Annotated in this window: 21 protein-coding genes; 14 read left to right on the top strand and 7 right to left on the bottom strand. The window is 75.4% G+C overall.

Annotated features, from left to right (window positions below; all coding sequences use genetic code 11):
- Window positions 1-76 precede the first annotated feature (76 nt).
- The 7 genes from LPU43_RS20700 (at window position 77) to LPU43_RS20670 (ending at window position 7,543) form a co-directional block, all read left to right on the top strand.
- Window positions 77-1,033 carry an ABC transporter permease gene (locus LPU43_RS20700; protein ID WP_229402146.1) on the top strand — a complete coding sequence of 319 codons (957 nt, stop codon included), beginning with the start codon at window positions 77-79 and terminating at the stop codon, window positions 1,031-1,033.
- The gene (locus LPU43_RS20695; protein ID WP_229402145.1) at window positions 1,033-2,991 is read left to right on the top strand and encodes a dipeptide/oligopeptide/nickel ABC transporter permease/ATP-binding protein; all 1,959 of its coding nucleotides are present in this window, start codon (window positions 1,033-1,035) and stop codon (window positions 2,989-2,991) included. The genes LPU43_RS20700 and LPU43_RS20695 overlap by 1 nt, the downstream gene beginning before the upstream one ends.
- Entirely contained in the window at window positions 2,988-4,058 is a 1,071-nt protein-coding gene (locus LPU43_RS20690; RefSeq protein WP_229402144.1) for an oligopeptide/dipeptide ABC transporter ATP-binding protein, read from the top strand. Before LPU43_RS20695 ends, LPU43_RS20690 begins: the two co-directional genes overlap by 4 nt.
- Window positions 4,055-4,993, top strand: coding sequence for a dihydrodipicolinate synthase family protein (locus tag LPU43_RS20685; RefSeq protein ID WP_229402143.1), 939 nt, complete (start codon window positions 4,055-4,057; stop codon window positions 4,991-4,993). Before LPU43_RS20690 ends, LPU43_RS20685 begins: the two co-directional genes overlap by 4 nt.
- A 2-nt stretch (window positions 4,994-4,995) precedes the next feature.
- The gene (locus LPU43_RS20680; protein WP_229402142.1) at window positions 4,996-5,946 is read left to right on the top strand and encodes an ROK family protein; all 951 of its coding nucleotides are present in this window, start codon (window positions 4,996-4,998) and stop codon (window positions 5,944-5,946) included.
- Complete coding sequence (locus LPU43_RS20675) at window positions 5,943-6,629, top strand: N-acetylmannosamine-6-phosphate 2-epimerase (RefSeq protein ID WP_229402141.1); 687 nt, start codon at window positions 5,943-5,945, stop codon at window positions 6,627-6,629. The genes LPU43_RS20680 and LPU43_RS20675 overlap by 4 nt, the downstream gene beginning before the upstream one ends.
- 197 nt (window positions 6,630-6,826) lie before the next feature.
- On the top strand, window positions 6,827-7,543 hold the full coding sequence (locus tag LPU43_RS20670) for a hypothetical protein (protein ID WP_229402140.1): 717 nt from the start codon (window positions 6,827-6,829) through the stop codon (window positions 7,541-7,543).
- Window positions 7,544-7,670: 127 nt separating this feature from the next.
- Here LPU43_RS20670 and LPU43_RS20665 read toward each other — a convergent pair whose 3' ends face one another.
- Complete coding sequence (locus LPU43_RS20665) at window positions 7,671-8,162, bottom strand: GNAT family N-acetyltransferase (RefSeq protein WP_229402139.1); 492 nt, start codon at window positions 8,160-8,162, stop codon at window positions 7,671-7,673.
- A gap of 274 nt (window positions 8,163-8,436) precedes the next feature.
- On the opposite strand from LPU43_RS20665, the gene kdpF reads away from it, so the two are divergent.
- From kdpF to LPU43_RS20635, 6 genes are all read left to right on the top strand, one after another.
- Entirely contained in the window at window positions 8,437-8,526 is a 90-nt protein-coding gene (gene kdpF / locus LPU43_RS20660; RefSeq protein WP_229402138.1) for a K(+)-transporting ATPase subunit F, read from the top strand.
- Complete coding sequence (gene kdpA, locus LPU43_RS20655; protein WP_229402137.1) at window positions 8,526-10,181, top strand: potassium-transporting ATPase subunit KdpA; 1,656 nt, start codon at window positions 8,526-8,528, stop codon at window positions 10,179-10,181. Before kdpF ends, kdpA begins: the two co-directional genes overlap by 1 nt.
- Window positions 10,182-10,201: 20 nt before the next feature.
- Complete coding sequence (gene kdpB / locus LPU43_RS20650; RefSeq protein ID WP_229402136.1) at window positions 10,202-12,448, top strand: potassium-transporting ATPase subunit KdpB; 2,247 nt, start codon at window positions 10,202-10,204, stop codon at window positions 12,446-12,448.
- A gap of 2 nt (window positions 12,449-12,450) precedes the next feature.
- Window positions 12,451-13,332, top strand: coding sequence for a potassium-transporting ATPase subunit C (locus LPU43_RS20645; protein WP_229402135.1), 882 nt, complete (start codon window positions 12,451-12,453; stop codon window positions 13,330-13,332).
- Between the two features lie 74 nt (window positions 13,333-13,406).
- On the top strand, window positions 13,407-15,959 hold the full coding sequence (locus tag LPU43_RS20640; RefSeq protein WP_229402134.1) for a sensor histidine kinase: 2,553 nt from the start codon (window positions 13,407-13,409) through the stop codon (window positions 15,957-15,959).
- The gene (locus LPU43_RS20635; RefSeq protein WP_229402133.1) at window positions 15,956-16,639 is read left to right on the top strand and encodes a response regulator; all 684 of its coding nucleotides are present in this window, start codon (window positions 15,956-15,958) and stop codon (window positions 16,637-16,639) included. Before LPU43_RS20640 ends, LPU43_RS20635 begins: the two co-directional genes overlap by 4 nt.
- Window positions 16,640-16,702: 63 nt before the next feature.
- On the opposite strand, the gene LPU43_RS20630 is transcribed toward LPU43_RS20635, so the two are convergent.
- Window positions 16,703-18,298, bottom strand: coding sequence for a beta-N-acetylhexosaminidase (locus LPU43_RS20630; protein ID WP_306416155.1), 1,596 nt, complete (start codon window positions 18,296-18,298; stop codon window positions 16,703-16,705).
- A gap of 182 nt (window positions 18,299-18,480) precedes the next feature.
- On the opposite strand from LPU43_RS20630, the gene LPU43_RS20625 reads away from it, so the two are divergent.
- The gene (locus LPU43_RS20625) at window positions 18,481-20,697 is read left to right on the top strand and encodes a glycoside hydrolase family 95 protein (RefSeq protein ID WP_229402132.1); all 2,217 of its coding nucleotides are present in this window, start codon (window positions 18,481-18,483) and stop codon (window positions 20,695-20,697) included.
- Between the two features lie 87 nt (window positions 20,698-20,784).
- On the opposite strand, the gene LPU43_RS20620 is transcribed toward LPU43_RS20625, so the two are convergent.
- From LPU43_RS20620 to LPU43_RS20600, 5 genes are all read right to left on the bottom strand, one after another.
- The gene (locus LPU43_RS20620; protein ID WP_229402131.1) at window positions 20,785-21,501 is read right to left on the bottom strand and encodes a hypothetical protein; all 717 of its coding nucleotides are present in this window, start codon (window positions 21,499-21,501) and stop codon (window positions 20,785-20,787) included.
- Window positions 21,502-21,663: 162 nt separating this feature from the next.
- The gene (locus LPU43_RS20615; protein WP_229402130.1) at window positions 21,664-21,987 is read right to left on the bottom strand and encodes a CU044_2847 family protein; all 324 of its coding nucleotides are present in this window, start codon (window positions 21,985-21,987) and stop codon (window positions 21,664-21,666) included.
- Window positions 21,988-22,009: 22 nt separating this feature from the next.
- Window positions 22,010-23,329, bottom strand: a complete 1,320-nt coding sequence (locus tag LPU43_RS20610) for an ABC transporter substrate-binding protein (protein ID WP_229402129.1) — start codon at window positions 23,327-23,329, stop codon at window positions 22,010-22,012.
- The gene (locus LPU43_RS20605; RefSeq protein ID WP_229402128.1) at window positions 23,326-24,450 is read right to left on the bottom strand and encodes a GlnX family signal transduction membrane protein; all 1,125 of its coding nucleotides are present in this window, start codon (window positions 24,448-24,450) and stop codon (window positions 23,326-23,328) included. The genes LPU43_RS20610 and LPU43_RS20605 overlap by 4 nt, the downstream gene beginning before the upstream one ends.
- Window positions 24,447-25,871 carry a vWA domain-containing protein gene (locus LPU43_RS20600; protein ID WP_229402127.1) on the bottom strand — a complete coding sequence of 475 codons (1,425 nt, stop codon included), beginning with the start codon at window positions 25,869-25,871 and terminating at the stop codon, window positions 24,447-24,449. The genes LPU43_RS20605 and LPU43_RS20600 overlap by 4 nt, the downstream gene beginning before the upstream one ends.
- Window positions 25,872-25,890 lie beyond the last annotated feature (19 nt).

Here is a 25,890-nt window from a genome sequence, read left to right as displayed (position 1 = left end):
TCCGCGTCCCGCCCCGCCCGTCCCCCTCCGGGCCGGGGCGGGACGTCCCGGCGGCTCTCGACGAGAGAAAGACACCATGCTGAGCGTTCTGAGCCTGGTCGCGCGACGACTGCTGACCCTGATCCCCCTGGTTCTGGGCATCACGCTGTTCGTCTTCGTGATCATGCAGTTCTCCCCGATCGACCCCGCGCTGTCCGTCCTCGGCGACCAGGCGACGCCCGCGCAGGTCGCGGCGTTCAAGGCCGCCAACGGCCTCGACGACCCGCTGCCCCTGCGCTACCTGCACTTCCTCGGCGACCTGGCCCGGGGCGACCTGGGCATGACCTTCCCGCCGTCGGTGCCGGTCGCCGACAAGATCGCCACGGCCCTGCCGCTCACGATCCAGCTCACGGCCCTGGGCGCCCTCGGCGCGCTGGTCATCGCGCTGGCCCTCGGTCTCCCGGCGGCGCTGTACCGGGACCGCTGGCCCGACCAGGTCATCCGCTTCGTCTCCATGGCCGGCATCGCCACGCCGTCCTTCTGGCTGGCCCTCCTGCTCATCCAGGAGCTCTCGGTGCGCCGCCCGGTCTTCCCGACCGGCGGCTACGTCAACCCCGGCGACTCGGTCGGCCTCTGGTTGCAGTCCCTCGCCCTGCCCGCCCTCGCCCTGGCCGTGCCGGTCGGCTGCGCGCTCGCCAGGATCGTGCGCACGTCGATGGTCGAGGAACTCGACAAGGACTACGTCCGCACCGCGATCGGCGCCGGGCTGCCGCCCCGGGTGGTCATCGGGCGCAACGTGCTGCGCAACGCCCTGGTCAACCCGCTCACCGTGCTGGGCCTGCGGATCGGCTACCTCATCGGCGGCACGGTCGTCATCGAGGCGATCTTCTCGCTGCCCGGCATGGGCACCCAGATCATGAGCGCGGTGCAGCAGAACGACACCGCCCTCGCGCAGGGGACCGTCCTGACGATCGCCGTCGGCTTCGTCGTCGTGAACCTGGTCGTCGACATCCTCTACCTCTTCGCCAACCCCCGACTGCGCGGAGCCCACTGATGCGTCGCACCCTCACCGCCCGGCTGTCACGCCCCGGCGTCGCCTTCAGACGGCTCGGCGTCCCCGCCCGGATCGCCCTCGGCTTCGTCCTGCTCGTCGTCGCGGTGGGGCTCCTCGCGCCGCTGCTGATCCGGCACGACCCCGCCCAGGCCGGGCTCGCCCCGGCGCTGACCGGCCCGAGCGGCGAGCACTGGTTCGGCCTGGACAAGCTCGGGCGCGACGTGTACTCGCGGCTGGTCGCCGGCACCCGGCGCTCGCTGATCGTCGGCTTCGGCGGCGCGGGCATCGCCCTGCTGCTCGGCGCGGTCCTCGGCGCGCTCGCGGGCACCAGCCGGGCGGCCGTCGACGAGGTGCTGATGCGCTGCCTCGACGTGGTCATGGCCTTCCCCGCCATCGTGCTCTCCGCCCTGCTGATCATCTCCTTCGGGAAGAACAGCCTCCTGGTGCTCGTGGTCGCGATCGGCTTCGTCTTCACCCCGTCGGTCGCGCGCATCGTGCGCGCCAACGTGCTCTCCCAGTACCGGGAGGACTACGTGGCGGCCGAGCGGATCATCGGCGCCCGGCGGCCACACATCCTCTGGCGGCACGTCCTGCGCAACTGCGCCGCCCCCATCCTCGTCTTCGCCACCGTCATGGTCGCCGACGCCATCGTCTTCGAGGCGTCCCTCTCCTTCATCGGCGGCGGGCTGGCCCCGCAGGAGGCCGAGTCCTCGTGGGGCTCGGTGATCGCCTTCGGCAAGGAGATGGTGCAGATCGGCGGCTGGTGGGCCACCTTCTTCCCCGGCCTGCTGATCCTGCTCACCGTGCTCGCCCTCAACGTGCTCTCCGAGGGGATGTCCGACGCGTGGGCCGCCCCGGCGGCCCGCCGCGCCGCCACGACACCGACCGCCGCACCGGCGGCGGAGGCGACGCCGGGCTCCGGCGAGGTCGTACGCCTGCCCGGCCTGCCCGAGGCGGCGCGGCGGCTGCGCGAGCGCGCCCGGCCCCTGCCGCAGGGCGAGCCCGTCCTCCAGGTCAGGAACCTGTCGATCGGCTTCGAGGGACGCCACCGGGGCGTCGACATCGTCGACGACCTGACCTTCGATGTCCGTCCCGGCGAGGTCCTCGGCCTCGTCGGGGAGTCCGGCTCGGGCAAGTCGCTGACCTCGCTGGCCGTCATGGGGCTGCTGCCCCAGGGGGCCCGGGTGCGGGGGGAGATCCGCTTCCAGGGCGCCGACCTGCTGCCGATGAGCCCGAAGCGGCGGCGCGCCCTGATGGGGCGCGAGATCGCGATGGTCTACCAGGACGCCCTCTCGGCGTTGAACCCCTCGCTGCGCGTCGGGGCCCAGTTGGCGCAGATGATCCGCCGTGGCGGCACCCGCTCGGCGGAGGAGCTGATGGGGCTGGTGGGCCTGGACCCGGGGCGCACCCTGGCCGCGTACCCGCACGAGCTCTCCGGCGGGCAGCGGCAGCGGGTGGTGATCGCCATGGCCCTGTCCCGCGACCCGCGCCTGATCATCGCCGACGAGCCGACCACCGCGCTCGACGTCACCGTGCAGGCGCAGGTGATGGAGCTGCTGCTGCGGCTGCGCGAGCAGCTCGGCTTCGCCCTGATCCTGGTCAGCCACGACCTCGCCCTGGTCAGCGCCGTCGCGGACCGCGTCGTCGTCATGTACGGCGGGCAAATCGTCGAGGCCGGCGTCACCGCCGACGTGATCGGGGCCCCGGCCCACCACTACGCCCGTGGGCTGCTCGGCTCCGTGCTCTCCCTGGAGACCGGCGCCGAGCGGCTCACCCAGATCCGTGGCGTGGTGCCGTCCCCGGCGGACTTCCCGGCGGGCTGCCGGTTCGCCGACCGCTGCCCGGCGGCGACCCGGGTCTGCCACGACACCGCCCCCCGCCTGGAGGGCACCGACACCCACGGGTACGCCTGCCACCACCCGGCCGCCGCCGACAGGGAAGAGGAACTGGCCCGATGAGCGCCACCGACGAGCGCCCGCCGATCGCGGAGCTGCGCGACGTGCACGTGGTGCACCGCGCCCGCGCCGGCGGCCTGTTCAGCCGCGAGCGGGTGTACGCCCTCACCGGCGCGGACCTGACCGTGCGCGCCGGCGAGACCATCGGCGTCGTCGGCGAGTCCGGCTGCGGCAAGTCCACCCTGGCCAAGGTGCTGGTGGGGCTCCAGCGGCCGACGAGCGGCTCGGTCACCGTCGGCGGCGAGGACGTGTGGACGATGCCGATGGCGCAGCGCCGCCGGCGGATCGGCGCGGGCATCGGCATGATCTTCCAGGACCCGGCCACCTCGCTGAACCGCCGGATGCCGGTCCGCGACATCCTGCGCGACCCGCTCGACGTGCACCGCCGGGGCACGCGGGAGCAGCGGGAGGAGCGGGTTACGGAGCTGATGTCCCTGGTGGGGCTGCCCGCCTCGGTCGCCGACGTCCTGCCCAGCCAGCTCTCCGGCGGCCAGCGCCAGCGGGTCTCCATCGCGCGCGCCCTGGCCCTGGAGCCGGGGCTGGTCATCGCCGACGAGCCCACGAGCGCCCTCGACGTCTCCGTGCGGGCCCAGATCCTCAACCTGCTGCTGGACCTCAAGGACCGCCTCGGGCTGGCCATGGTCTTCGTCTCCCACGACATCCAGACCGTCAAGCGGATCAGCGACCGCGTGGTCACGATGTACCTCGGCCGGATCGTGGAGCAGACGCCCGCCGCCGCGCTTCCCGAGGGCGGCCGGCACCCGTACACCCGGGCGCTCTTCTCCGCCACGCCGGGCCTGCTCTCGCCGATCGACCCGATCCCGCTGGTCGGCCCCGTGCCGTCCGCCACCCGGCCGCCCAGCGGCTGCCCGTTCCGCACCCGCTGCTGGAACGCCACCGACGTGTGCGCCGCCGACCTGCCGCCGACCGAGCCGGGCGGCCTCGGCGGCGGCCACGAGTTCCGGTGCCACCACCCCGTTCCCGCAGGGGTCGGCAGCGCCCAGCTCGTCGAACTCGCCAAGGCGGCGACGGGCCGCACCACCCCCCTACATGTCGAGGAGACAGCGTGACCACGCCAGCCCCGAGGATCACCGGAGTCGTGCCGCCGGTCGTCACCCCCCTGACGCAGGAGGGCGCGGTCGACGTCCCCTCCCTGGAGCGGCTCGTCGAGCGGCTGCTCGCCGCCGGCGTCGACGGCATCTTCGCGCTCGGCAGCTCCGGCGAGACCGTCTTCCTCACCGACAGCCAGCGGGACCTCGTCCTCGACACCGTCGTGAAGACCGTCGGCGGCGCGGTGCCGGTGATCGCCGGGTGCATCGAGCCCACCACGCCCCGGGTGCTCGACCGGGCCGGGGCGGCGGCGCGCCTCGGCGTCGACGGCCTCGTGGCGACCGCCCCCTTCTACGCCATCGTCGGCCCCCACGAGACCGAGCGGCACTTCCGGGCGCTCGCCTCCTCGGTCGAGCTGCCCCTCTTCGCGTACGACATCCCCGTCTGCGTGCACACGAAGCTCTCCACGGAGCTGCTGGTCCGGCTGGCGGCGGAGGGCGTCCTCGCCGGCGTCAAGGACTCCAGCGGCGACGACGTCGCGTTCCGCCAGCTCGCGCTGGCGGTCGCGGAGCGGACCCCCGGCGGCGGCTTCAGCCTGCTGACCGGGCACGAGGTGGTGGTCGACGCGATGATGCTCGCCGGAGCGTCCGGCAGCGTCCCCGGGCTGGGCAACGTGGACCCGGACGGTTACGTGCGGCTGCACCGGGCCGCCGTCGACGGCGACTGGGACGCCGCCCGCCGCGAGCAGGACCGCCTGACCCGGCTCTTCCGCATCGTCGACGCGGCCGACCCCGCCACGTCGGCCGGGGCGACCCGGGGCGTGGGCGCGTTCAAGACCGCCCTGGCCCTGCTCGGCGTCATCGACGGCAACGCGGTGTCGCTGCCCCTGCGGCCCCTCGACGCCGACGAGACGGCCCGCGTGCGCGCCCACCTGGAACTGGCGGGGCTGCTCTGAGCATGTCCGAGCCACGCACGCCCCCCGCCGACGCCGACGAGGTCGTCGCGGCGCTCGACATCGGGGGCACCAAGACGACCGCCGCGCTCGTGACCCGGCGGGGCGAGGTGGTCGACCGCGCCACCGCCGCCACCCCGGGCCGGGCCGGCCCGACCGCCGTGCTCGACACCGCCGCCGGACTGGTCGACCGGCTCCGCGCGCGGGCCACGGGCACCCGCGTGCGCGCCCTCGGCGTCGGCAGCGCCGGGGTGGTCGACAGCCGCACGGGCCGGGTGCTCTCGGCCACCGACGCCCTGGCCGGCTGGGCCGGCACGGACCTGCGCGGGGGGCTGCGGGGCCTGCTGGGCCTGCCCGTCGCTGTCGTCAACGACGTGCACGCGCACGCCCTCGGCGAGGCACGCCACGGCGTCGCGGCCGGGCACGCGACGGTGCTCTTCGTCGCCGTCGGCACCGGCATCGGCGCCTCGTTCGTCGTCGGCGACGCCGTGCTCGCCGGCGCCCACTCGGCGGCGGGCCACGCCGGGCACCAGCCCTCCCCGTACGCCGGGTCGCTGCCCTGCCCCTGCGGGCGGCGGGGGCACCTGGAGGCGCTCGCCTCCGGGCCCGGCCTCGCCGCCGAGTACGCCCGGCGCGCCGGGCGGCCGGTCGACGACCTGCGGGCCGTGGCCGCGCTCGCCGAGGGCGGCGACGAGGTGGCCGGGGAGGTCGTCCGGCTCGGCGGGACCGCCGTCGGCTCGGCCGTCGGCGGGCTGGTCAACGTGCTCGACCCGCACGTCGTGGTCGTCGGGGGCGGCGTCACCGGCCTCGGCGAGCCGTGGTGGCGGGCACTGCGCGAGGCGGTACGCGGTGAGGTGCTGCCGGGCCTGGCCGCCGTACCCGTGCTGGCCCCCGCCCTCGGCGCGGACGCCCCGGTCGTCGGCGCCGCGTCGCTGGCCTGGGAGGTGCGGTCGTGAACGCGGTGATCGAGCGGCTGCGTCACCGGCTGGTGGTCTCGTGCCAGGCGTACCCGGGGGAGCCGATGCGCGACCCCGACACGATGCGCCGCGTGGCCCTCGCCGCCGCCCGGGGCGGGGCCGCCGGCATCCGCGCCCAGGGGCCGGCGGACATCGCCGCGATCCGCGCCGCGGTCGACCTGCCCCTGATCGGGCTCTGGAAGGACGGCGACGACGACGTCTTCATCACCCCGACGATGGAGCACGCCGTGGCCGTCGCCCGGGCCGGGGCCCACGTCGTCGCGCTCGACGCGACCTGCCGGCCCCGCCCCGACGGGCTGACCCTCGCCGAGACGGTCGCCGCCGTCCACGAGCGGACCGGGGCCCTGGTGATGGCCGACTGCGCCACCCTGGACGAGGGCGTCGCCGCCGCCGAGGCGGGCGCGGACCTGGTGGGCACCACGCTCGCCGGCTACACGGCCTACACCACCAAGGGGGACGGCCCCGACCTCGACCTGGTCGCCCGGCTCGCGCGCGCCGTCGACGTGCCGGTGGTCGCCGAGGGGCGGATCCACACGCCGGGGCAGGCGGCCGAGGCGCTGCGCGCGGGCGCGTGGGCCGTGGTCGTCGGCACCGCCATCACCCATCCGACGACCATCACCGGCTGGTTCGCCTCGGCCGTGGCCGACGCCGCCTCGGCCTGACCGGCCCGCCGTCGCCGCCTCGACCGTGTCGACCGCCGGGCAGGCGCGGCGCGGGTCGTGGGCGACGCGCCGACCGTCGCCGGAGGACTCGCCGACCGAACCGCCGTGGCCACGGCGCGTGGGCGGTAGCGATACCCTCGACGGGCATCGCTCGATGTCGCCGCCTTCGATGATGGCCGAGGACCGAGGAGTTGCTCATGCCGGACCTGTCGTCCCGCCCCGCTGCCGTGCTCCACCCCGCCGCTGTGCGTCGCGCCGTCGTGGCGGTGCTGGCCGTCGGCGTCGCCGCGTCCGCGTCGGCCTGCACCACGTCCACCCCCGAGGCCGGAAACTCTGCCGCCCCGTCGGCGACGTCGGCGCCCGCCGTCGACGGCACGAGCGCCGGCCCGCCTTCACCGACGGCCACCCGGTCCGAGGCCCGGCCGGGGACGGGCGGCGCGGACCCGATCCTGCGGGGCAAGCGGCAGATCGTCCTGCGGCCGGTCGACTCGTTCGAGTCGATCCTGGCGTTGGACGCCAAGGGCCGGCTGGACCTGACCGACGGCGACACGGACACGAGCCTGTTCGTGTTGCTGCCCGCCGGTGGGAAGAGGTACCAGATCCGCACCGCGAAGGTGCGCGAGCACGGCGAGCCCGAGTGCATGGGCCTGCGCGACGACGGGACCGCCCCCACGACGGTCGTGGCGGCCCCCTGCGACGCCGGCCGCGCAGGCCAGATGTTCACCATCTCCGCGGCGGGGGAGACCGACGAGGGGCGCCCCGCCTACACGATCGCGGGTCAGGGTGGGCTCCACCTGCGCGCGCTGGACGAGGAGGGCCTCGTCGCCCAGCGCCTGGGCGAGGGTGACGCGGGGAAGGGCACCACCTTCGACTTCGTCGACAACGGGGCTGCCCCTCCCGGCCCGGGCGAGTGACGCCGGCGTCGCGCCGCACCCCGGGGGCCCCGCAGGCGCGGCGGCCCCCTGGAACGAGGAGCCGCCGGGCGGGTGGACCGCTACCGGGCGGGTGGACGCGGCCCGGTGCCCCGCCGGCCCAGGGGCATCACCGAGGTAGGTCGAGTCCGTACCGCCGTTCCAGCCGGCCGCTGCGCGGGTGCGCCGTGGCGTCGCCGTGCGGCGACCAGCCCAGGCCCTCGTAGAGCCGGACCGCCCGGGGGTTGTCCACGTACACGTCCAGCTCGGCCCGGGTGTAACCGGCGGCGGCCAGGTGGGCCGGCAGCTCCCGCATCAGGTGCCGGCCGACGCCCCGCCCCCAGTCGGCGGGCCGCACCCCGACGTAGCGGACCTCGGCGGTCGACGCGTCCGCCGGCAGGGGCGCGACGGCGGCGAAGCCGACGACCCGCTCGGCGTCGTCGCGCGCGACGAGCAGCAGCGCCCCGGGCGCGTCGAGGACCGCCTGGATGAGGGGGCGGGCGAGGCTCAGCGGCGCGGCCTCCGGCTCGCCGTCGCGGGCGGCCGTCGCCTCGGCCCAGATGCCGGCGGCGGCGTCGACGTCCTCCCCGGGGCCGGCCGCTCCTGCGCGCACGATGATCACCCGCCCAGTCTCCGCCCCCGGAGTGGCGGGCGGCAACCGGGTTCACGGGTCGGTGTGAAAAGCGCGTCAAGAATCCGCCGGCCGCCGTCATGGCTGCGTCAACGGCCCTGTCCGGACGCTCTCCGAGGCGTTGTGATGGCTCGGCGCGACCGGAAGGCGGTCGTGACGAGCTCATTCCGGTAAGAGGAGTCAGCGTGTCTGACGTGGTGTTCGTGGTGCTGACGGTGGCGCTGTTCGCGGCGCTCGCCCTGGTGGTGCGGGGGGTGGAGAAGCTGTGAGCGCCGTCGACGCCGTGGGCCTGGCGCTCGCGATCGGCCTGGGAGTCTTCCTGGTGGTCGCCCTGCTGTTCCCGGAGCGGTTCTGATGACCATGACAACAGCGGGCGTGCTCTTCGTGCTGTCCCTGGTGGCGGCCCTCGTCGCCGTCCACAAGCCGCTCGGCGACCACATGTTCCGGGTCGTCTCCGGCACCCGCTCCTCCCGCGTCGAGCGGGGCGTCTACCGGCTGGTCGGGGCGAACCCGGCGGCGGAGCAGACCTGGGGGGTCTACGCCCGCAGCGTGTTGGCGTTCTCCGCGGTGTCGCTGCTGTTCCTGTACGCGTTCCAGCGGGTGCAGGACAAGCTGTGGCTGTCGCTGGGCTTCGACGCCGTGGTGCCGCACGGCGCGTGGAACACGGCGGTGTCGTTCGTGACCAACACGAACTGGCAGTCGTACTCGGGCGAGTCGACCATGGGCCACCTGGTGCAGATGGCCGGGCTGGCGGTGCAGAACTTCGTCTCCGCCGCCGTCGGCATCGCCGTGGCGGTCGCGCTGGTGCGCGGCTTCGCGCGCAGCCGCACCGGCCAGCTCGGCAACTTCTGGGTGGACCTCACCCGGATCGTCCTGCGGATCCTGCTGCCGATCGCGGTGCTCGCCGCGCTCGCCCTGATGCTCGGCGGGGCGGTGCAGAACCTCTCCGGCGGCACCGAGGCGGCCACCCTGACCGGTGGCACGCAGACGGTCCCCGGCGGGCCGGTCGCCAGCCAGGAGGTCATCAAGGAGCTGGGCACGAACGGCGGCGGCTTCTACAACGCCAACAGCGCGCACCCGTTCGAGAACCCGACGGCCTGGACGAACTGGCTGGAGATCTTCCTGATCCTGGTGATCCCGTTCAGCCTGCCCCGGGTCTTCGGCCGGATGGTCGGGCAGAAGCGGCAGGGCTACGCCATCGCCGCCGTGATGTCGCTCCTCGCGCTGGCCAGTGTCGTCCTGACCAACGTCTTCGAGCTGACCGGCGGCGGCACCGTGCCGCAGGCGATCGGCGCGGCCCTGGAGGGCAAGGAGGTGCGCTTCGATGTGTCGAACTCGGCCACCTTCGCGGCGGCCACCACGCTGACCTCCACCGGCGCGGTGAACTCGTTCCACGACTCGTACACCCCGCTCGGCGGCATGATGCCGATGATCAACATGATGCTCGGCGAGGTCGCGCCCGGCGGCACCGGCTCGGGCCTGTACGGGATGCTCGTCCTCGCCGTGCTCACCGTGTTCGTGGCGGGCCTGATGGTCGGGCGCACCCCGGAGTACCTGGGCAGGAAGATCGGGGCGCGGGAGATCAAGTTCGCCTCGCTCTACTTCCTCGTCACCCCGGCGCTGGTGCTGATCGCCACGGCGACGGCCTTCGCCACCGGCAACGACTCCACGACGCTCAACGTCGGCCCGCACGGGCTCTCCGAGGTGCTCTACGCGTTCACCTCGGCGAGCAACAACAACGGCTCGGCGTTCGGCGGCATCACGGTCAACACGACGTGGTGGGACACCGCGACCGGGCTGTGCATGCTGCTGGGCCGGTTCCTGCCGATCATCTTCGTGCTCGCCCTGGCCGGCTCGCTGGCCCGGCAGACGCCCACGCCCGCCTCCGAGGGCACGCTGCCCACGCACCGGCCCCTGTTCGTCGGGATGGTCGTCGGCGTCACGGTGGTCCTCGTGGCGCTGACCTTCCTACCCGCGCTCGCCCTCGGCCCGCTGGCCGAAGGGCTGTGACCACCATGAGGAACGAGGACATGTCCGTCGCGCCCGTGACGACCGGCACCGGCGACCAGCCGACCGCCGGCACCCCGGCCCCCGCCGGCACCCCGGCCCCCGCCGGCACCCCGGCCCCCGCCGGCACCCCGGCCCCCGCCACCCGGGGCAACCGGGTCGGCGGCGGCCTGCTCGACCCGGGGCAACTGCTGCGCTCCCTGCCGGACGCGCTGCGCAAGCTCGACCCGCGCACCCTGTGGCGCAACCCGGTCATGCTGATCGTGGAGATCGGCGCGGCCTTCACCACCGTCCTGGCCGTGGCCGACCCGTCGGTCTTCGCCTGGGCCGTCACGGTCTGGCTCTGGCTGACCGTCGTCTTCGCCAACCTGGCCGAGGCGGTCGCCGAGGGCCGGGGCAAGGCGCAGGCGGCCACCCTGCGCCAGGCGAAGAAGGACACCGTCGCCACGCGGCTGGCCGGCTGGACGCCCGGCACCGCCGCGAGCGCCTACCGGCAGGAGCCCGTCCCCGCGCCGGAGCTGCGGCAGGGCGACATCGTGCTGGTCGAGGCCGGCGAGATCGTCCCCGGCGACGGCGACGTGGTCGAGGGCATCGCCAGCGTGGACGAGTCGGCCATCACCGGCGAGTCCGCCCCGGTGATCCGGGAGTCCGGCGGCGACCGCAGCGCGGTCACCGGCGGCACCCGGGTGCTCTCCGACCACATCGTCGTGAGGATCACCCAGAAGCCGGGGGAGAGCTTCATCGACCGGATGATCGCCCTGGTCGAGGGCGCGAACCGGCAGAAGACCCCGAACGAGATCGCGCTGAACATCCTGCTCGCCGCGCTGACGGTCGTCTTCCTGCTGGCCGTCGTGACGCTGCAGCCGCTGGCGATCTTCTCCAAGGGCTACCAGGCGGCGGCGCCGGACACCGGCGCGGTCACCGACGCCGGGGTGACCGGGATCGTGCTGGCCGCGCTGCTGGTCTGCCTGATCCCGACCACCATCGGCGCGCTGCTGTCGGCCATCGGCATCGCCGGCATGGACCGCCTCGTGCAGCGCAACGTCCTCGCCATGAGCGGCCGGGCCGTCGAGGCGGCCGGCGACGTCGACACGCTGCTGCTGGACAAGACCGGCACGATCACCCTGGGCAACCGGCAGGCCGCCGAGTTCGTCCCCGTCGAGGGGCGGACGGCGGCGGAGGTCGCCGACGCGGCCCAGTTGTCCAGCCTGGCCGACGAGACCCCCGAGGGGCGCTCGGTGGTGGTGCTCGCCAAGAACTGGTTCGGGCTGCGGGAGCGCGAGCCCGGCCTGGTCCCGCACGCCACCTTCGTGCCGTTCACCGCGCAGACCCGGATGAGCGGCGTGGACCTGGGCGCGGAGAACGGCCGCCCCACCCGGCGGGTCCGCAAGGGCGCGGCGGCGGCCGTGATGAAGTGGGTACGCGACAACGGCGGCCACCCCACCGAGCAGGTCGGCCGGATCGTCGACGAGATCAGCGGCATCGGCGGCACCCCGCTCGTCGTGGCGGAGCACGTCGACGGCGAGCCGGCCCGCGCCCTCGGGGTGATCCACCTCAAGGACGTGGTCAAGGCCGGAATGCGGGAGCGCTTCGACGAGATGCGCCGGATGGGCATCCGCACCGTGATGATCACCGGCGACAACCCGCGCACCGCGAGGGCCATCGCCGAGGAGGCCGGCGTCGACGACTTCCTCGCCGAGGCCACCCCCGAGGAGAAGCTCGCCCTGATCAGCAAGGAACAGGAGGGCGGCCGGCTCGTGGCGATGACCGGCGACGGCACCAACGACGCCCCCGCCCTGGCCCAGGCCGACGTCGGCGTCGCGATGAACACCGGCACGTCGGCCGCGAAGGAGGCCGGCAACATGGTCGACCTCGACTCCGACCCGACCAAGCTCATCGAGATCGTGGAGATCGGCAAGCAACTGCTGATCACCCGGGGCGCGCTGACCACGTTCTCCATCGCCAACGACATCGCGAAGTACTTCGCGATCATCCCGGCCATGTTCGCCGGCATCTACCCGAGCCTGGACGCGCTGAACGTCATGCGGCTGTCCAGCCCCACCTCGGCGATCCTCTCCGCGGTGATCTTCAACGCGGTGGTCATCGTCGCGCTGATCCCCCTCGCGCTGCGGGGCGTGCGGTACCGGCCGTCGAGCGCCTCGACGCTGCTCAGCCGCAACCTGCTGCGCTACGGCCTCGGCGGGATCGTCGTGCCGTTCGTCGGCATCAAGCTCATCGACCTGCTCGTCCAGTTCGTCCCGGGGATCTGATCATGCGCCTGCCCAACTGGCTCTCCCGACACCTCGCGGCGCTGCGCGCGCTGCTCGTCCTCACCGTGCTGCTCGGCCTGGCGTACCCGCTCGCCCTGGTCGGCGTCGGCACCCTGCCCGGCTTCTCCCACCGGGCGGACGGCTCGCTGCTCACCGCGAACGGCGCGACGGTCGGCAGCGCGCTGCTCGGCCAGTCCTTCACCGACGCCGACGGCAACCCCGTGCCGCGTTACTTCCAGTCCCGCCCCTCCGCCGCCGGCGACGGCTACGACCCGACCGCCAGCGGCGCGAGCAACCTCGGCCCGGAGAGCGTGGTCGACACCCTCGACGCCGACCCGCGGGAGTCCACGCCGAGCCTGCTCACCCGGGTCTGCGCCCGCAGCCGGGCCGTGGGCGCGCTGGAGGGCGTCGACGGCCGACGCCCCTACTGCACCGCCGACGGGGTCGGCGCGGTGCTGGCCGTGTTCCGCGCCGACGGGCTGACCGGCCGGGCGACCCGGGTGGTCAGCGTCAACCAGGCCGCCCCGGCCACGCCGTTCGTCGCCACGTACGAGGGGGTGCCGGTGGAGCCGGCGCGGCCCGGCGAGGACTACGTGGCCGCCGGGGGCCTCGTCACCCCGGTCCGGGGCGACGCGCCGGCCGAGCCCGCCGTGCCGGCCGACGCGGTCACCGCCAGCGGCAGCGGCCTCGACCCGCACATCAGCCCGGCGTACGCGGAGATCCAGGTGGCCCGCGTCGCGCGCGAGCGGGGCGCGGACCCGGCGGCGGTGCGCGGCCTGGTCGCCGCGCACACCACCGGCCGGGCGCTCGGCTTCCTGGGCGAGCCCGGGGTGAACGTCCTGGAACTCAACCTCGCCCTCGACGCGCGGTTCCCCGCCCGCTGACCGCCGGTGGCCGGGGCGGGCCCGCGCGCCGCCCGCCCCGGCCACCGGCACCCCGACCAGGCAGGATGGTGACCGTGCCCCAGGGAGAACTGCGCATCTACCTCGGCGCCGCGCCCGGCGTCGGCAAGACGTACGCGATGCTCCAGGAGGCCCACCGGCGGGCCGGACGCGGCACCGACGTGGTGATCGGCTTCGTCGAGACCCACGGCCGCGAGCACACGGCGGCGATGGTCGGCGACCTGGAGCAGGTGCCCCGGCGCGCCGTCGCCTACCGGGGCGTCGAGTTCACGGAGCTGGACCTCGACGCCGTGCTCGCCCGGCGGCCCGAGGTCGCCGTGGTCGACGAGCTGGCGCACACGAACGTGCCCGGCTCGCGCCACGAGAAGCGCTGGCAGGACGTCCAGGACCTCCTCGGCGCGGGAATCACCGTGCTGACCACGGTGAACGTGCAGCACCTGGAGTCGGTCAACGACGTGGTCGCCCAGATCACCGGCACCACCCAGCGGGAGACGGTGCCCGACGAGGTGGTCCGCGCCGCCGCGCAGGTCGAGCTGGTCGACATGACCCCGGAGGCGCTGCGCCGCCGGATGGCGCACGGCAACATCTACCGGCCCGACCGGATCGACGCGGCGCTGGGCAACTACTTCCGCGTCGGCAACCTCACCGCGCTGCGCGAGCTGGCGCTGCTGTGGCTGGCCGACAAGGTCGACGACCAGCTCGACGCCTACCGCGCCGAGCAGGGCATCTCCGCCACCTGGGAGACCCGGGAGCGGGTGGTCGTCGCGCTCACCGGCGGGCCGGAGGGCGACACGCTGATCCGCCGCGCCGCGCGGATCGCCGCGCGCGGCAGGGGCGCGGACCTGCTCGCCGTGCACGTGGCCCGCAGCGACGGGCTCGCGGGCGCCGACCCGGCCCGGCTCGCCCGGCAGCGGGTCCTCGTGGAGAGCCTCGGCGGCACGTACCACCACGTCCTCGGCACCGACATCCCGGCCGCGCTGCTGGACTTCGCCCGGGGGGTCAACGCCACCCAGCTCGTCCTCGGCGCGAGCCGGCGCGGCCGGGCCGCCCAGCTCTTCTCCCGGGGCGTCGGGGTGACCACCGCCGCGCACTCCGGGCCGATCGACGTCCACCTGGTGACGCACCCCGAGGCCGGCCAGGGCCGGCGCGCGGCCGGGACGCCGGCGGCCCTGTCGCGGCGGCGGCGGCTGTTCGGCTTCGCGCTCGCCGGGCTGGGGATGCCGCTGCTGACCCTGCTGCTGTCGGTGCTGCCGGACCTGACCCTCACCAACGACATCCTGCTCTTCCTCGCCGGGGTGGTCGGCGTCGCGCTGGTCGGCGGGCTCTGGCCGGCGCTGGTCGCGGCGCTCGGCGGCTCCCTGCTGCTCAACTGGTTCTTCACGCCCCCGTTCCGCACGCTGACCATCGCCGAGGGGGACAACCTGCTCGCCCTCGGCGTCTTCGTCGTCGTCGCCGTGGCGGTGAGCGGGGTGGTCGACGTGGCCGCCCGGCGGACCCGGGAGGCCGCCCGGGCGTCCGCCGACGCGCAGACCCTCGCCACCGTGGCCGGCGGGGTGCTGCGCGGGGGCCAACCGCTGCCGGCGCTGCTGGACCGGCTGCGGGAGACCTTCGGGCTGCGCGCGGTCAGCGTCCTGGAGCTGGCCGCCGGGGCCGAGGGGCGGCCCGACCGGGCCCGCGACGCCGGTGCCTGGCGGATGGTGGCCGGCGTCGGCGAGCGCCCGGCGGGCAGCCCGAGCGCGGGGGAGACCGCCGTGCCGGTGGACGAGCGGCTCACCGTCGTGCTCAGCGGCCGGCGGCTGGAGGCCGCCGACCGGCGCGTCGTCGAGGCGTTCGCCGCGCAGGCCGCCGTCGCCCTGCGGCAGGAGCGCCTGGCCGAGGAGGCCGCCACCGCCCGCCCGCTGGCCGAGGCCGACCGGATGCGCACCGCGCTGCTCGCCGCCGTCAGCCACGACCTGCGTACGCCGCTGGCGTCGGCCAAGGCCGCGGTGAGCAGCCTGCGCAGCCCCGACGTCGAGTTCGACGCCGAGGACCGCACCGAGCTGCTCGCCACGGCCGAGGAGTCGCTGGACCGGCTCGCCCGGCTGGTGGCGAACCTGCTCGACATGAGCCGCCTCCAGGCGGGCGCGCTCGGCGTCACCGCGACCGCGATCGGCCTGGAGGACGCCGTGCCCCTGGCCCTCGACGAGCTGGGCGCGGCGGCGGCCGACGTCGTCACCGACCTCCCCGCCGACCTGCCCGCCGCGCGGGCCGACCCGGGCCTGCTGGAGCGCGTCCTGGTCAACGTGGTCGCCAACGCCCTGCGGCACAGCCCGCCGGGCCGGCCCCCCACGATCACCGCCAGCGCCCACGGCGGCCAGGTCGAGCTGCGGATCATCGACACCGGCCCCGGCATCCCGGCTGAGGAGTGGGAGCACGTCTTCCTGCCGTTCCAGCGCCTCGGCGACCGGGACAACACCACCGGCGTCGGGCTCGGCCTCGCCCTGTCCCGTGGCCTCGCGGAGGCCATGGGCGGCTCCATCACCCCGGAGACCACCCCGGGCGGCGGGCTGACGATGGTGCTGCGGCTGCCCGCCGCCCGGCCCGGCGGGGCGGAAGGGTCGCAGGGGTGACCCGCGTCCTGGTCGTCGACGACGAGCCGCAGATCCTGCGCGCGCTGCGGATCAACCTGCGCGCCCGGGGCTACGAGGTGGACGTGGCCGGCACCGGCGCGGCGGCGCTGAAGGCCGCCGCCGCGCACCCGCCGGACCTGGTGGTGCTGGACCTGGGCCTGCCCGACCTCGACGGGGCGGAGGTCATCCGGGGTCTGCGCGGCTGGACCAACGTGCCGATCATCGTGCTCTCGGGCCGGGCCGGCAGCGAGGACAAGGTCGGCGCGCTCGACGCGGGCGCCGACGACTACGTGACCAAGCCGTTCGGGATGGACGAGCTGCTCGCCCGCGTCCGCGCCGTCACCCGCCGCCTCGCCGCCGCCCCCGCCGACGCCGTCCCGGTCGCCCGGGTGGGCCGGCACACCGTGGACCTCGCCGACCGCACGGTGACCCGCGACGACGGGACCGAGGTCAGGCTCACGCCGACCCAGTGGGGGGTGCTGGAGAAGCTGCTGCGCCACCCGGGCAAGCTGGTCACCCAGCGGCAGCTCCTGCACGACGTGTGGGGGCCGGAGTACCAGCACGAGACCAACTACCTGCGTCAGTACATGGCCCAGCTCCGCCGCAAGCTGGAGGACGACCCGGCCCGCCCCCGGCACCTGATCACCGAGCCCGGCATGGGCTACCGCTACCGGCCCTGACCGGCAGGAAAGCGCGTGGCGGGTCCGGGCCGCGACCGGCCCGGACCCGTCACGTCCGGCTCGTCAGACCCACGGCACCTGCGGGGACGGGTAGAAGTCGACCCCCTGCTGCCGCCAGCGCGGCGCCTGCTGGCCCAGCCGGCCCCGGAACGACTCCCAGTCGTGGCCGGCCGCCGGGGACCAGCCCAGCTCGGCGATGGCGGGCAGGCGCGGGAACGCCATGTACTCGATGTCGTCGAGGCTGCGCAGGGTCTCCGACCACAGCGGCGCCTCGACGCCGAGGATCGCGTCCTCGCCGACGCCGGTCACCCGCTGCGCCGGGTCCCAGCCGTACGCGTCGCTGACCTCGATGTAGCCGGCCCACTTCAGGCCCAGGCGGGTGTTGGCGTCGTACTTCATGTCGATGTACGTCTTGTTCGCCGGCGACATGATCACCTTGTTGCCCCGCGCGACGGCCTCGGCCAGGTCCGCGTTGGTGGTGCGGGTGCCCCAGAACTGGGACACCACGTCGGCCGGCGGGTCGACCTGGTTGATCTCGTGCCACCCGGAGGCGCGCTTGCCGTACTTGCCGACGAGGGGCAGCACCCGGTCCATGAACGTGCGGTACTCCTCGTCGGTGGTCGCGTGCGCCTCGTCGCCACCGATGTGCAGGAACGGCCCGGGGGTGATCTCGGCGACCTCGCGGATGACGTCCTCGACGAACTTGTAGGTCAGCTCGTCGGAGATGCACAGCGAGCTGTAGCCGACCTCGATGTCGGTGCGCGGCGGCGGGGCGACCCCGTCGCAGTTCAGCTCCGCGTACGCCGACTGGGCGGCGTTGGTGTGCCCCGGCATGTCGATCTCGGGGATCACGGTGATGTGCCGCGCGGCGGCGTAGGCGACCACGGCCTTGTAGTCGGCCTTGGTGAGGTAGCCGGGCCCGACGCCGTCGACGCCGGTGCCCGGGCCGCCGCCGACTGTGGTGAGCCGGGGCCAGGAGTCGATCTGGAGACGCCAGCCCTGGTCGTCGGTCAGGTGCAGGTGCAGGTAGTTGATCTTGTACTGGCTGAGCAGGTCCACGTAGGCGTTGATCTCGTCGACATTGTGGAAGTGCCGGGCCACGTCGAGCATCGCCCCCCGGTACGCGAAGCGCGGGTAGTCGACGATCCGGCCGCCGGGCACGGTCCAGGTCACGCGCTGCCGGTCCGGCGCCTCGATCCGGGCGGGCAGCAGTTGCCGCAGCGTCTGGGTGCCGGCGAAGAGCCCGGCCTCGGTGTTCGCCCGGATCGTCACGGCGCGCCGGGTGACGTCGAGCTGGTAGCCCTCCCGGCCGACGCGCGCGTCGGCGCCCCCGATCACCAGGGCGATCTCGGACAGCGGCGTGGCGGCGACGGGGAGCACCGGCAGCGGATAGCCGGTGGCGGGGCGCAGCGTCTCGGCGAGCTGCCGCCCCACCCGCCAGGCGGCGGCCGAGCCGGGAGACGTGCGGACGACGGTGTGCGGGCGCAGGGTGAAGGTGCCCCTGGCGTCGGGGCGGGTCTCGACCGGTGCAGGGATCACCGCGCCCAACTGGCGGACGGGGGTGCTCGGCGCGGCGACGGCCGGTGCTCCCGCGAGGACGAGTGGCAGCCCGAGCGCGGCTGTGGCCAGCAGCCGCGTCATGGTGTTCCGACGACGCACGATACCTCCAGGGCTGGTAGTTATCGGTGACTATCGATTCGACTCGCACGCTACCCGTGCCGACGCTGCACTGTAAACATTCTTAACGATAAATAACCCGGCCCGGCCCTTGAGTCGCCGTGATTGCCATGGATATAGACGGTTGTTAGTCTGCGTTCCGCCGGGAAGCCGGGAGGCCGCCGATGACACCACCCCCGCCGGAGCCCCCGCACGGCATCTGGGACACCGCCCCGGCGGCGCGCTGGGAGGACGCGTTCCTCTCCGGCAACGGCGAGTACGGGATCATGGTGTTCGGTCAGCCGCACGCGGAGCGGATCGTGTTCAACCACCACCGCTTCGTGCTGCCCAACGGCACCCGCCACGCCCGAGCGCCACGCATCGCCGACCGGCTGCCGCTCGTGCGCGACCTCGTCCTCGCCGGCCGGCGCGCGGAGGCCGGCGCGCTGCTCGCCGACGGGCGGGAGCTGCGCTGGACCCAGTCGTTCCACCCCGGGTACGCGATGACGATCGACGCGGCCGACGGCCCCGCCGCGTCCGGCTACCGGCGCAGCACCGACTTCGCCACCGGGGAGGTCGTCGTCGGGTGGGACGCGGGACGGCGGCGCTCGTTCGTCTCGCGGGCCGACGCGATGGCGGTGACCCACGTCGACATGCCCGCGTTCGTCGTCGGGCTCACCGCAGACCTGCCGGGCCGCCCCGACGACGTGCGCTACGACGTGACCGCGTACCGGCGGGGCGGGCACGCGTTCCTCCGCGTCCGGGGCCGGTACCCGCGCGACGGCGGCGGCGCGTACGGCTTCGAGGGGCTGACCCTGGTCGCCGGCGACGCGGAGGCGACGGGGGACCGGGTGGCCGTGCGCGGGCCGGCCCTGCTGACCACCGTGCTGGACCGGCGCGCCGAGGCGCCCTGGCGCACCGGCGAGCTGGAGGAGACCCTGCTGGCCCGCGCCGGCGCGGGCTACGACGAGCTGCTGGCCCGGCACACGGCCGTGCACACGCCGATGTACCGGCGGGTGAGCCTGGACCTGGGGGTGCCGGCGCGGGAGCGGAACCTGCCGGTCGGCGAGCTGATCGCCCGGCAGAACGCCGACCCGGCCACCCCGCTGCCGGCGCTGCTGGAGCGGCTGTTCCACTGCGGACGCTACCTGCTGATCAGCGCCAGCGGGGTGCTGCCGCCCCGGCTGACCGGCCTGTGGCTGGGCGCCTGGGACGCGGCGTGGGCGGGGGACTTCACCACCGACGCCAACCTCAACCTCCAACTCGCCGGGGCCAACATCGGCGCGCTGCCCGAGGTCACGGCGGCCCACGCCGCGCTCGTCCGGGGGCAGGTCGACGACTGGCGGCGCAACGCCCAGGCGATCTACGGCGCGCGGGGGCTGCTCGCGCCGGGCCGCACCGACGGCGAGCACGGCAACCTCTTCCACTTCCGGGCCGACTGGCCGTGGGCGGCCTGGCTCGCCGGCGCGGACTGGCTGCTGCACCCGCTGTGGGAACACCACCTGGTGACCGGCGAGCCACCGGGCGAGCTGGCCGGCTGGCTGGCGGAGGCGGCCGACTTCTTCGTGGACTTCCTGACCGTCACCGACGACTCCGGCGCGGTGGTCGTCGTGCCGTCGTTCTCGCCCGAGACCGGCCCGCCGGACCCGAGCGGGCGGCCGGTGTACGTGGCCGTCAACGCCACGATGGACGTCGCCGCCGCCCGGCACGCCCTGGCCACCGCCGCCGAGGCGACCGGCGTCGACCGCTGGGCCGACCTGCGGGCGCGGCTGCCCGCGTACCGGGTCGACGCGCGCGGCGCGCTGGCCGAGTGGGCCTGGCCCGGCGGCGCCGGTGACGAGGACCACCGGCACGTCAGCCACCTCTACCCGGTCTGGCCCCTGGACGAGATCAACCCCGACGACACGCCCGAGCTGGCCGCCGCCGCCCACCGCGCGCTGGCGCTGCGCGGCGACGAGAACCTCTCCGCCCACGGCAGCCTGCACCGGGCGCTGGTCGCGGCCCGGCTGCGGGACGCCGCCCTGGTGCAGGAGAACCTGCTCAAGATCGTCGGAAACGACATGTTCTTCCGGTCCCTGATGAGCGCGCACAACCCGGGCCTGGAGATCTACAACGCCGACGCCGTGCACACCCTGCCCGGGGTGCTCATCGAGGCGCTGGTGCACTCCCGGCCCAACCTGGTGTGGCTGCTGCCCGCCGCGCCGGCCGCGCTGGCGGCCGGGACGCTGCGGGGGGTGGCCTGCCGGGGCGGGGTGCGGGTGGAGGAGCTGAGCTGGGACGGCGACGGCCTGCGGGCGCGGCTGGTCGCGGCGGCCGACCGGCGGGTGACCGTGCGCAGCCCGTACGGCGAGCGGGTCGTGGACCTGGCCGCCGGGGTGGCCGCCGAGCTGACCCTGCCCTGACCCCGCGCCGGTCGGCCCGTGACCGGGTGGGCCCGCGCCGGTCGGCCCCCGCCGGTCGGCCCGTGACCGGCGGGGCCCGCACCCCGGTCAGCCCGCCGCGGTGGCTCCGGCCGGACGGGGGGAGGGGACCGCCGGCGCGCCGGGCCGGGCGGCGGTGGCCCGGCGGCGGCGCAGCACCAGCCAGGTGCCGAGGACCGCCAGGGAGACCAGCGGGGCGGGGTGGCCGAGCAGCGCGGCGACGGCGAGGTCCGCCGCCACGGCGGCGACGGTGGCCACGAAGACCCAGCGCGGCGCGGTGTCGGCGGCGGCGCGACGCCGGTCCCGGGGCGCCCAGGGGGTCGTCGACCAGGGCTTGGCCACCGACACCCACGCCTGGAAGGCGATGGCGCCGGCCATCAGCGCCGAGCCGACGGCCAGCGGCACGGCCGGGCCGGTCCCGCCCCCGGCGGCGGCCGACGCGGAGTCGGCCAGGGCCCCGGAGAGCACGAAGATGCCGAGGTGGAGCTGAACCAGGGTGATCGCGAACTTCACCGCCACCCACCAGTGCCGGAAGAAGCCCCACGGGGTGGCGGCGGCGAGCATGAACCCGGTGAACGCCGAGGCGTTCGCCAGCGGGGCCAGCAGCCGGCCGTCGAGCACCTGGGCCATGGCCGTCGCCCCGACGGCCACGTCCCGGCTCTCGGTGGTCAGGCTGGTGGTGACCAGGACGAAGAGCGCCAGGGCCTGCCCCATCCACGCCACGGACGTGGTCACGTGCAGCCAGAGCGCGAGGTGCCGCCAGCGTCGTACGGATCGGGATGCCATGTCCACCACGCTGCCACCGGGCCCGCCCACCCTCCATCGGAGACATCCCGCGAATCCGCGGCCCGCCGGCCCCGCGCCTCCTAGGGGAAGCCCCCGAGCGGGCTGCGGGCCGGGCGGCCCACGACGCTGCCGGTGCCGCCGCCGGGGCGGGCCGCGCACGGTTCAGCTCCCGGCGTCGGCCTTCCACCGGACGGTCACCTGGAGCTGGCCCTGCACGCCGGTACGGGCGATCAGCGCGCCCGCCTCGGCGGTGAGCTGGATGCCGAAGCTGATCTCGACCTCGTCCGGGCGCTCCGCCATGGACCGGAACTCCCCGAGCGCGGCGGACGCGGCGTCGCGCGCCTGGCCGATCGCCCGGTTGAAGCTCATCCCGGCGCGGCGCAGCACGTCCTCCGCGCTGGACGCCGGGGTGATCCCCGCGACGTCGTCCACGGCGACGAGCACGTGCCCGCCCCCGTCCAGGGCGAACTCCGCCACCTCGGTCATCGGCCAGGTCTCCTCTCGACGGTCATCGGCGCGGGCTCAGACACGGCAGCCGTAGCCACCCGTCCCCCGGCGTCCGGCTCCGCACGATATCCAGCTCGGTCAACAACGCGTCGAGCAGCCCGGGATCGTCGAGGTAGCGCAGCACGGCCGACTGGAACGCGGCGGTCATCGTCGCCGGCATCAGGTCGGAGGCGTCCCGGCACAGCGTCGCCGTGGCCAGGGCGGACGCGATCCGGCGCGGCAGCCCCTCCGGGTAGGCGGCCGGGTCCGCGCCGCCGTTGAGGGTGAAGGTGAGGTGGCCGCTGGCCTCCCGCCAGATCCGGCGGGCCGGCTCGCCGGCCAGGTAGCGGATCAGCGCGCGGGACTGCGCGGTGTCCCGGAACATGCCCACCACGTCCTCGGAGATCTCCCGCACCGGCCCGAACGCCGCCGTCGCCTCGAACGGCGGGAACGGGAAGAAGTCGAACCCCGGCGCGGGCCGGTCCGGGTCGGACCCCCGGTACGACGCGACGATGAACGAACCCTGATGGTCCAGGAAGCAGGACGGCGGCGAGGCGAACATGCCCCGCCCGACCGAGTCGAACGTGCTCAGCAGGACGTTGTCGGTGCGCCCGCCGGCCCCCACCAGTTCGCCCCACGCCCGCCAGGCGTCCCGCACCTCGGGCGACCGCCACTCCAGCTCGCCCGTCGCCCACCGCTGGTAGACGGACGGGCCCGACCGGTGCAGCAGGATGTCCTCGATCCAGTCGGTGCCCGGCCACCCCGACAGCGGCTGCGCGCCCATTCCGAGGCACCACGGCACCCCGCCGCGCGACTCGATGCGCCCGGTGAGGCGCAGCAGCTCCGCCCAGGTCCCCGGGGGTCGGGCCCCGGCGAGGCCACCGGAGGCGGTCGGCGCGTACCAGACCAGGCTCTTGGCGTGCGCGACGACGGAGAGGCCGTACGGTCGGGCCGGTGCGTCGCGGGCGGGCCGCAGGTGGAGCAGTTGCGGCGCGAGGTCCGAGCCGGCGGGCGCGGCGAGCACGTCGTCGAGGGGGAGCAGTTCGGCGCGGCGGGCGTACGCCTGGAGGTCGTTGAGCCGGGGCAGCACCGCCACGTCCGGCGGCCGGTTCCGGTCGACCCCCGACCGGAGCACCTGCCCGACGTCCCGGGTGCCCTGGTAGTCGGCGCGGATGCCGGTCTCCCGCTCGAAGGCGTCCAGCACCTGCCGGAAGGGGCGCGCGTCGTCGCCGCTCCAGGAGGCGACGACGGTCACGGTGGCCGGCGGCTGTCCGCCGCAGGCGGCGAGGCCCACGGCGGCCAGCAGGGCCGGGACCAGGGCGGAGGCTGCTGCGCGTCTCATCGCTGTCGGTACCTGTATTCCTCTAGGCGGGGCAGCAGGCCGACGACGACCAGCGCCATGACGAGCAGGGCCGCGGCGAGCAGGCCGACCTCGCCGCCCCGGCTGTCGGCGGCGCGGGCGGCGTACGTCGTGGCGGCCCTGTCGTGCCGCTCGTGGGCCGCCTCGGCCCCGTCGGCGGCGTCCATCCCGTCGACCGGGGCCGAGGGTGCGGGCACCCGGAGCCCCTCCGGGTCGACCCGCGCGATGGTCTCCGGGCACCCCTTCGGCCGGCAGGCCCGGGTGAGCAGGGCGGTCAGGCCGGCGGTGTCCCGGTCGGCCAGCGCGTCGAGCCGGGCCTCGCGCAGGCCGGCGGCGCGGTCCGTCTCGGCGCGGGCGTCGGCGAGCTGGTCGGCCGAGCGCAGGCTCAGGGCGGCGGTGGCGCCCATGCCCACCACCGCGAGCGTCGCCAGCAGCAGCGGCACGTTCAACCGGCGGCGGAACCGGGCGCGCAGGAAGCGCTGCGCGGCGACCAGCAGCGCCAGCAGGACGAGCACCGGCCCGAGCCACAGCAGGGTCGTCGCCCCGCTCGTCCACGCCCCGTCGACCTGGTCGGCCAGCGCGTCGGCCTGCTTGGCCCGCAGGCCGTCGAGGCGGCGCAGGATCTCCTCCAGCAGGGTCGCCGCGTCCCAGAGCGTCGCGACGCCCAGCGCCCCGCCCCCGTCCTGCGCGACGTGGGCGTGGGCCCGCTCGATCAGGCCGGTGTAGGTGACCAGCGACGCCTGGACCACCTGGAGGTCGCGGCTGCCGGCGTCCCCGGCGGCGTTGTCCTCGGCCGCCTGCGCGAGGTGCTGGCCGGCGCGGGCGATCAGGTTCTGGTAGTCCTCGCCGGGGCCCGCCAGCAGCCGGGTGCCGCTGGTGAGGCCGGCCTGCGCCGCGCCGTGCGCCTCCCGCAGGGCGATCTGCGCGTCGTAGACGGCCAGCACCGCCGGCACGGACCGGTCGTGGGCCGCGGCGGTGGTGCGGTGCACGCCGAGGAAGACCGCGAGGCAGCCGGCCAGGGCGACGGCGGTGCCGGCGAGCAGCGCGCGCAGGAACCACCGCAGCGTGCGCCGGGTGGTGCTGGCCGGCCGGGCGGTGCTCACGCCGGCACCGGCCGGGTCTCGTCGCCGTCGGGGAACCGGCTGCCGCACCGCTCGCAGTAGCGGGCCGCCGGCGGGGAGCGGTGCCCGCAGGGGCAGGCGCGGGGCTCCCCGCCGGGCGGTGGGGGCGGCGGCGCCGCAGGCACGCCGTCGCGCGCCGTGAAGGACGACCGGAGCGCCACGTTGATCACGTCGACGCGGGCCACGTCGTCGCGCAGGCGCACCGAGCCGGTTTCGACGCCGTCGACGAGCAGCCCGAGCTGCTCCAGCCGCCGCTCGTCCCCGGCGGCGGTGGCCAGCTCCACCGCGCGGCCGAGGAGCGCGGTGGCGGTCGCCCGGTCGCCCGAGTCGTACGCGTCGCAGCCGTCGGCGATGAGCTGGCTGAGTGCCTCCTGGCCGGTGTAGTGGGCGACCCGGGGGTCGATCCGGCTGGACAGGACCAGGTCGTCGGTCCAGTGCGCCAGCACGTTCTCCTGCCGGGTGACCGGGGTATCGTCCACCAGCAGGTCGACCCGGGCCACCCGCACGTCCTCGCCCTTCGCCCGGCCCGTCGCGTCGACGGCGAGGCAGAGGTGGTACTCGCGGCTCTCCGGCCCCCACGACCCGGTGGGGCACTCCACCGTCCGGTCGTCGACCGCGGTCACCGCCAGGTCCGCCAGGGTGGGGTGCACCTGCCGGCAGGAGAGCACCCGGGTCGGCGGCACGAGGGTGACGCGCAGGCGGGCCCGGCCCACCTGCTTGGCCATCGCGGCCCGCATGGTCGCCCGGAAGTCGGCCTCCAGCTCGGCGGGGCGGCGTACCGCGTCGGCCGTGCCGTGCAGCGCGTCCGCGATCCGCGTCAGCTCGCGGGGCTCCCAGCCGTCGCCGACGCCCCGGGCGTCGCAGACGAACTGCCCCGCGCACTCCGCGAGGACCTCCCCGAGCCGTTGCGGCGTCTCGTGCTCGTTACGGCCGTCGGTGAGCAGCAGGGCGTGCCGGATCGCCTCCGGGTGCGGGGCCAGCAGCTCCCGGGCCAGCTCCAGCCAGGTGCCGATCGCCGTCCCGCCGGCCGCGGCGAGCCCGGCCACCCGCCGCCGCGCCGCGTCGCGGGTGGCCGGGGAGGCGGTGGCCAGGCCCCGCTCCGGCGGGTAGACCATCCGCGCCCGGTGGGTGCCCTCGACCACGGCGAAGCGCACCCCGTCGGGCAGCATCCCGACGGCGGTGGCCGTCGCCCGCCGGGCCGCGGCGATCTTCGTCGACGGGTACGCCATCGACTCGGAGCAGTCGACGATGATCACCTCCGCCCAGCCGGGGGCGTCCTCGGCGGGCTTGCCGCCGGCCGGCGGCCGGGCGGTGACCGTCAGGATCGCGTGCAGCTCGCGGTCCCGGGTGGACAGGAACGGGTCGTGGTCGATCCTCAGGGCGAAGTCGAGCCTGCCTGACAAGGGACGCTCCTCACCGTGC

The organism is Micromonospora okii (assembly GCF_020884795.1).
Taxonomy (GTDB): Bacteria; Actinomycetota; Actinomycetes; order Mycobacteriales; family Micromonosporaceae; genus Micromonospora; species Micromonospora okii.
This window is presented reverse-complemented; position numbering and strand designations above follow the sequence as displayed.

Bases quoted from the DNA above. Each gene is read 5' to 3' on its own strand.
- LPU43_RS20670 (WP_229402140.1), top strand. From the start codon at position 6,827: ATGCCGGACCTGTCGTCCCGCCCCGCTGCCGTGCTCCACCCCGCCGCT.
- kdpA (WP_229402137.1), top strand. From the start codon at position 8,526: ATGACCATGACAACAGCGGGCGTGCTCTTCGTGCTGTCCCTGGTGGCG.
- LPU43_RS20615 (WP_229402130.1), bottom strand. From the start codon at position 21,987: ATGACCGAGGTGGCGGAGTTCGCCCTGGACGGGGGCGGGCACGTGCTC.
- LPU43_RS20700 (WP_229402146.1), top strand. From the start codon at position 77: ATGCTGAGCGTTCTGAGCCTGGTCGCGCGACGACTGCTGACCCTGATC.
- kdpB (WP_229402136.1), top strand. From the start codon at position 10,202: ATGTCCGTCGCGCCCGTGACGACCGGCACCGGCGACCAGCCGACCGCC.
- LPU43_RS20610 (WP_229402129.1), bottom strand. From the start codon at position 23,329: ATGAGACGCGCAGCAGCCTCCGCCCTGGTCCCGGCCCTGCTGGCCGCC.
- LPU43_RS20680 (WP_229402142.1), top strand. From the start codon at position 4,996: ATGTCCGAGCCACGCACGCCCCCCGCCGACGCCGACGAGGTCGTCGCG.
- LPU43_RS20695 (WP_229402145.1), top strand. From the start codon at position 1,033: ATGCGTCGCACCCTCACCGCCCGGCTGTCACGCCCCGGCGTCGCCTTC.
- LPU43_RS20625 (WP_229402132.1), top strand. From the start codon at position 18,481: ATGACACCACCCCCGCCGGAGCCCCCGCACGGCATCTGGGACACCGCC.
- LPU43_RS20690 (WP_229402144.1), top strand. From the start codon at position 2,988: ATGAGCGCCACCGACGAGCGCCCGCCGATCGCGGAGCTGCGCGACGTG.
- LPU43_RS20645 (WP_229402135.1), top strand. From the start codon at position 12,451: ATGCGCCTGCCCAACTGGCTCTCCCGACACCTCGCGGCGCTGCGCGCG.
- LPU43_RS20620 (WP_229402131.1), bottom strand. From the start codon at position 21,501: ATGGCATCCCGATCCGTACGACGCTGGCGGCACCTCGCGCTCTGGCTG.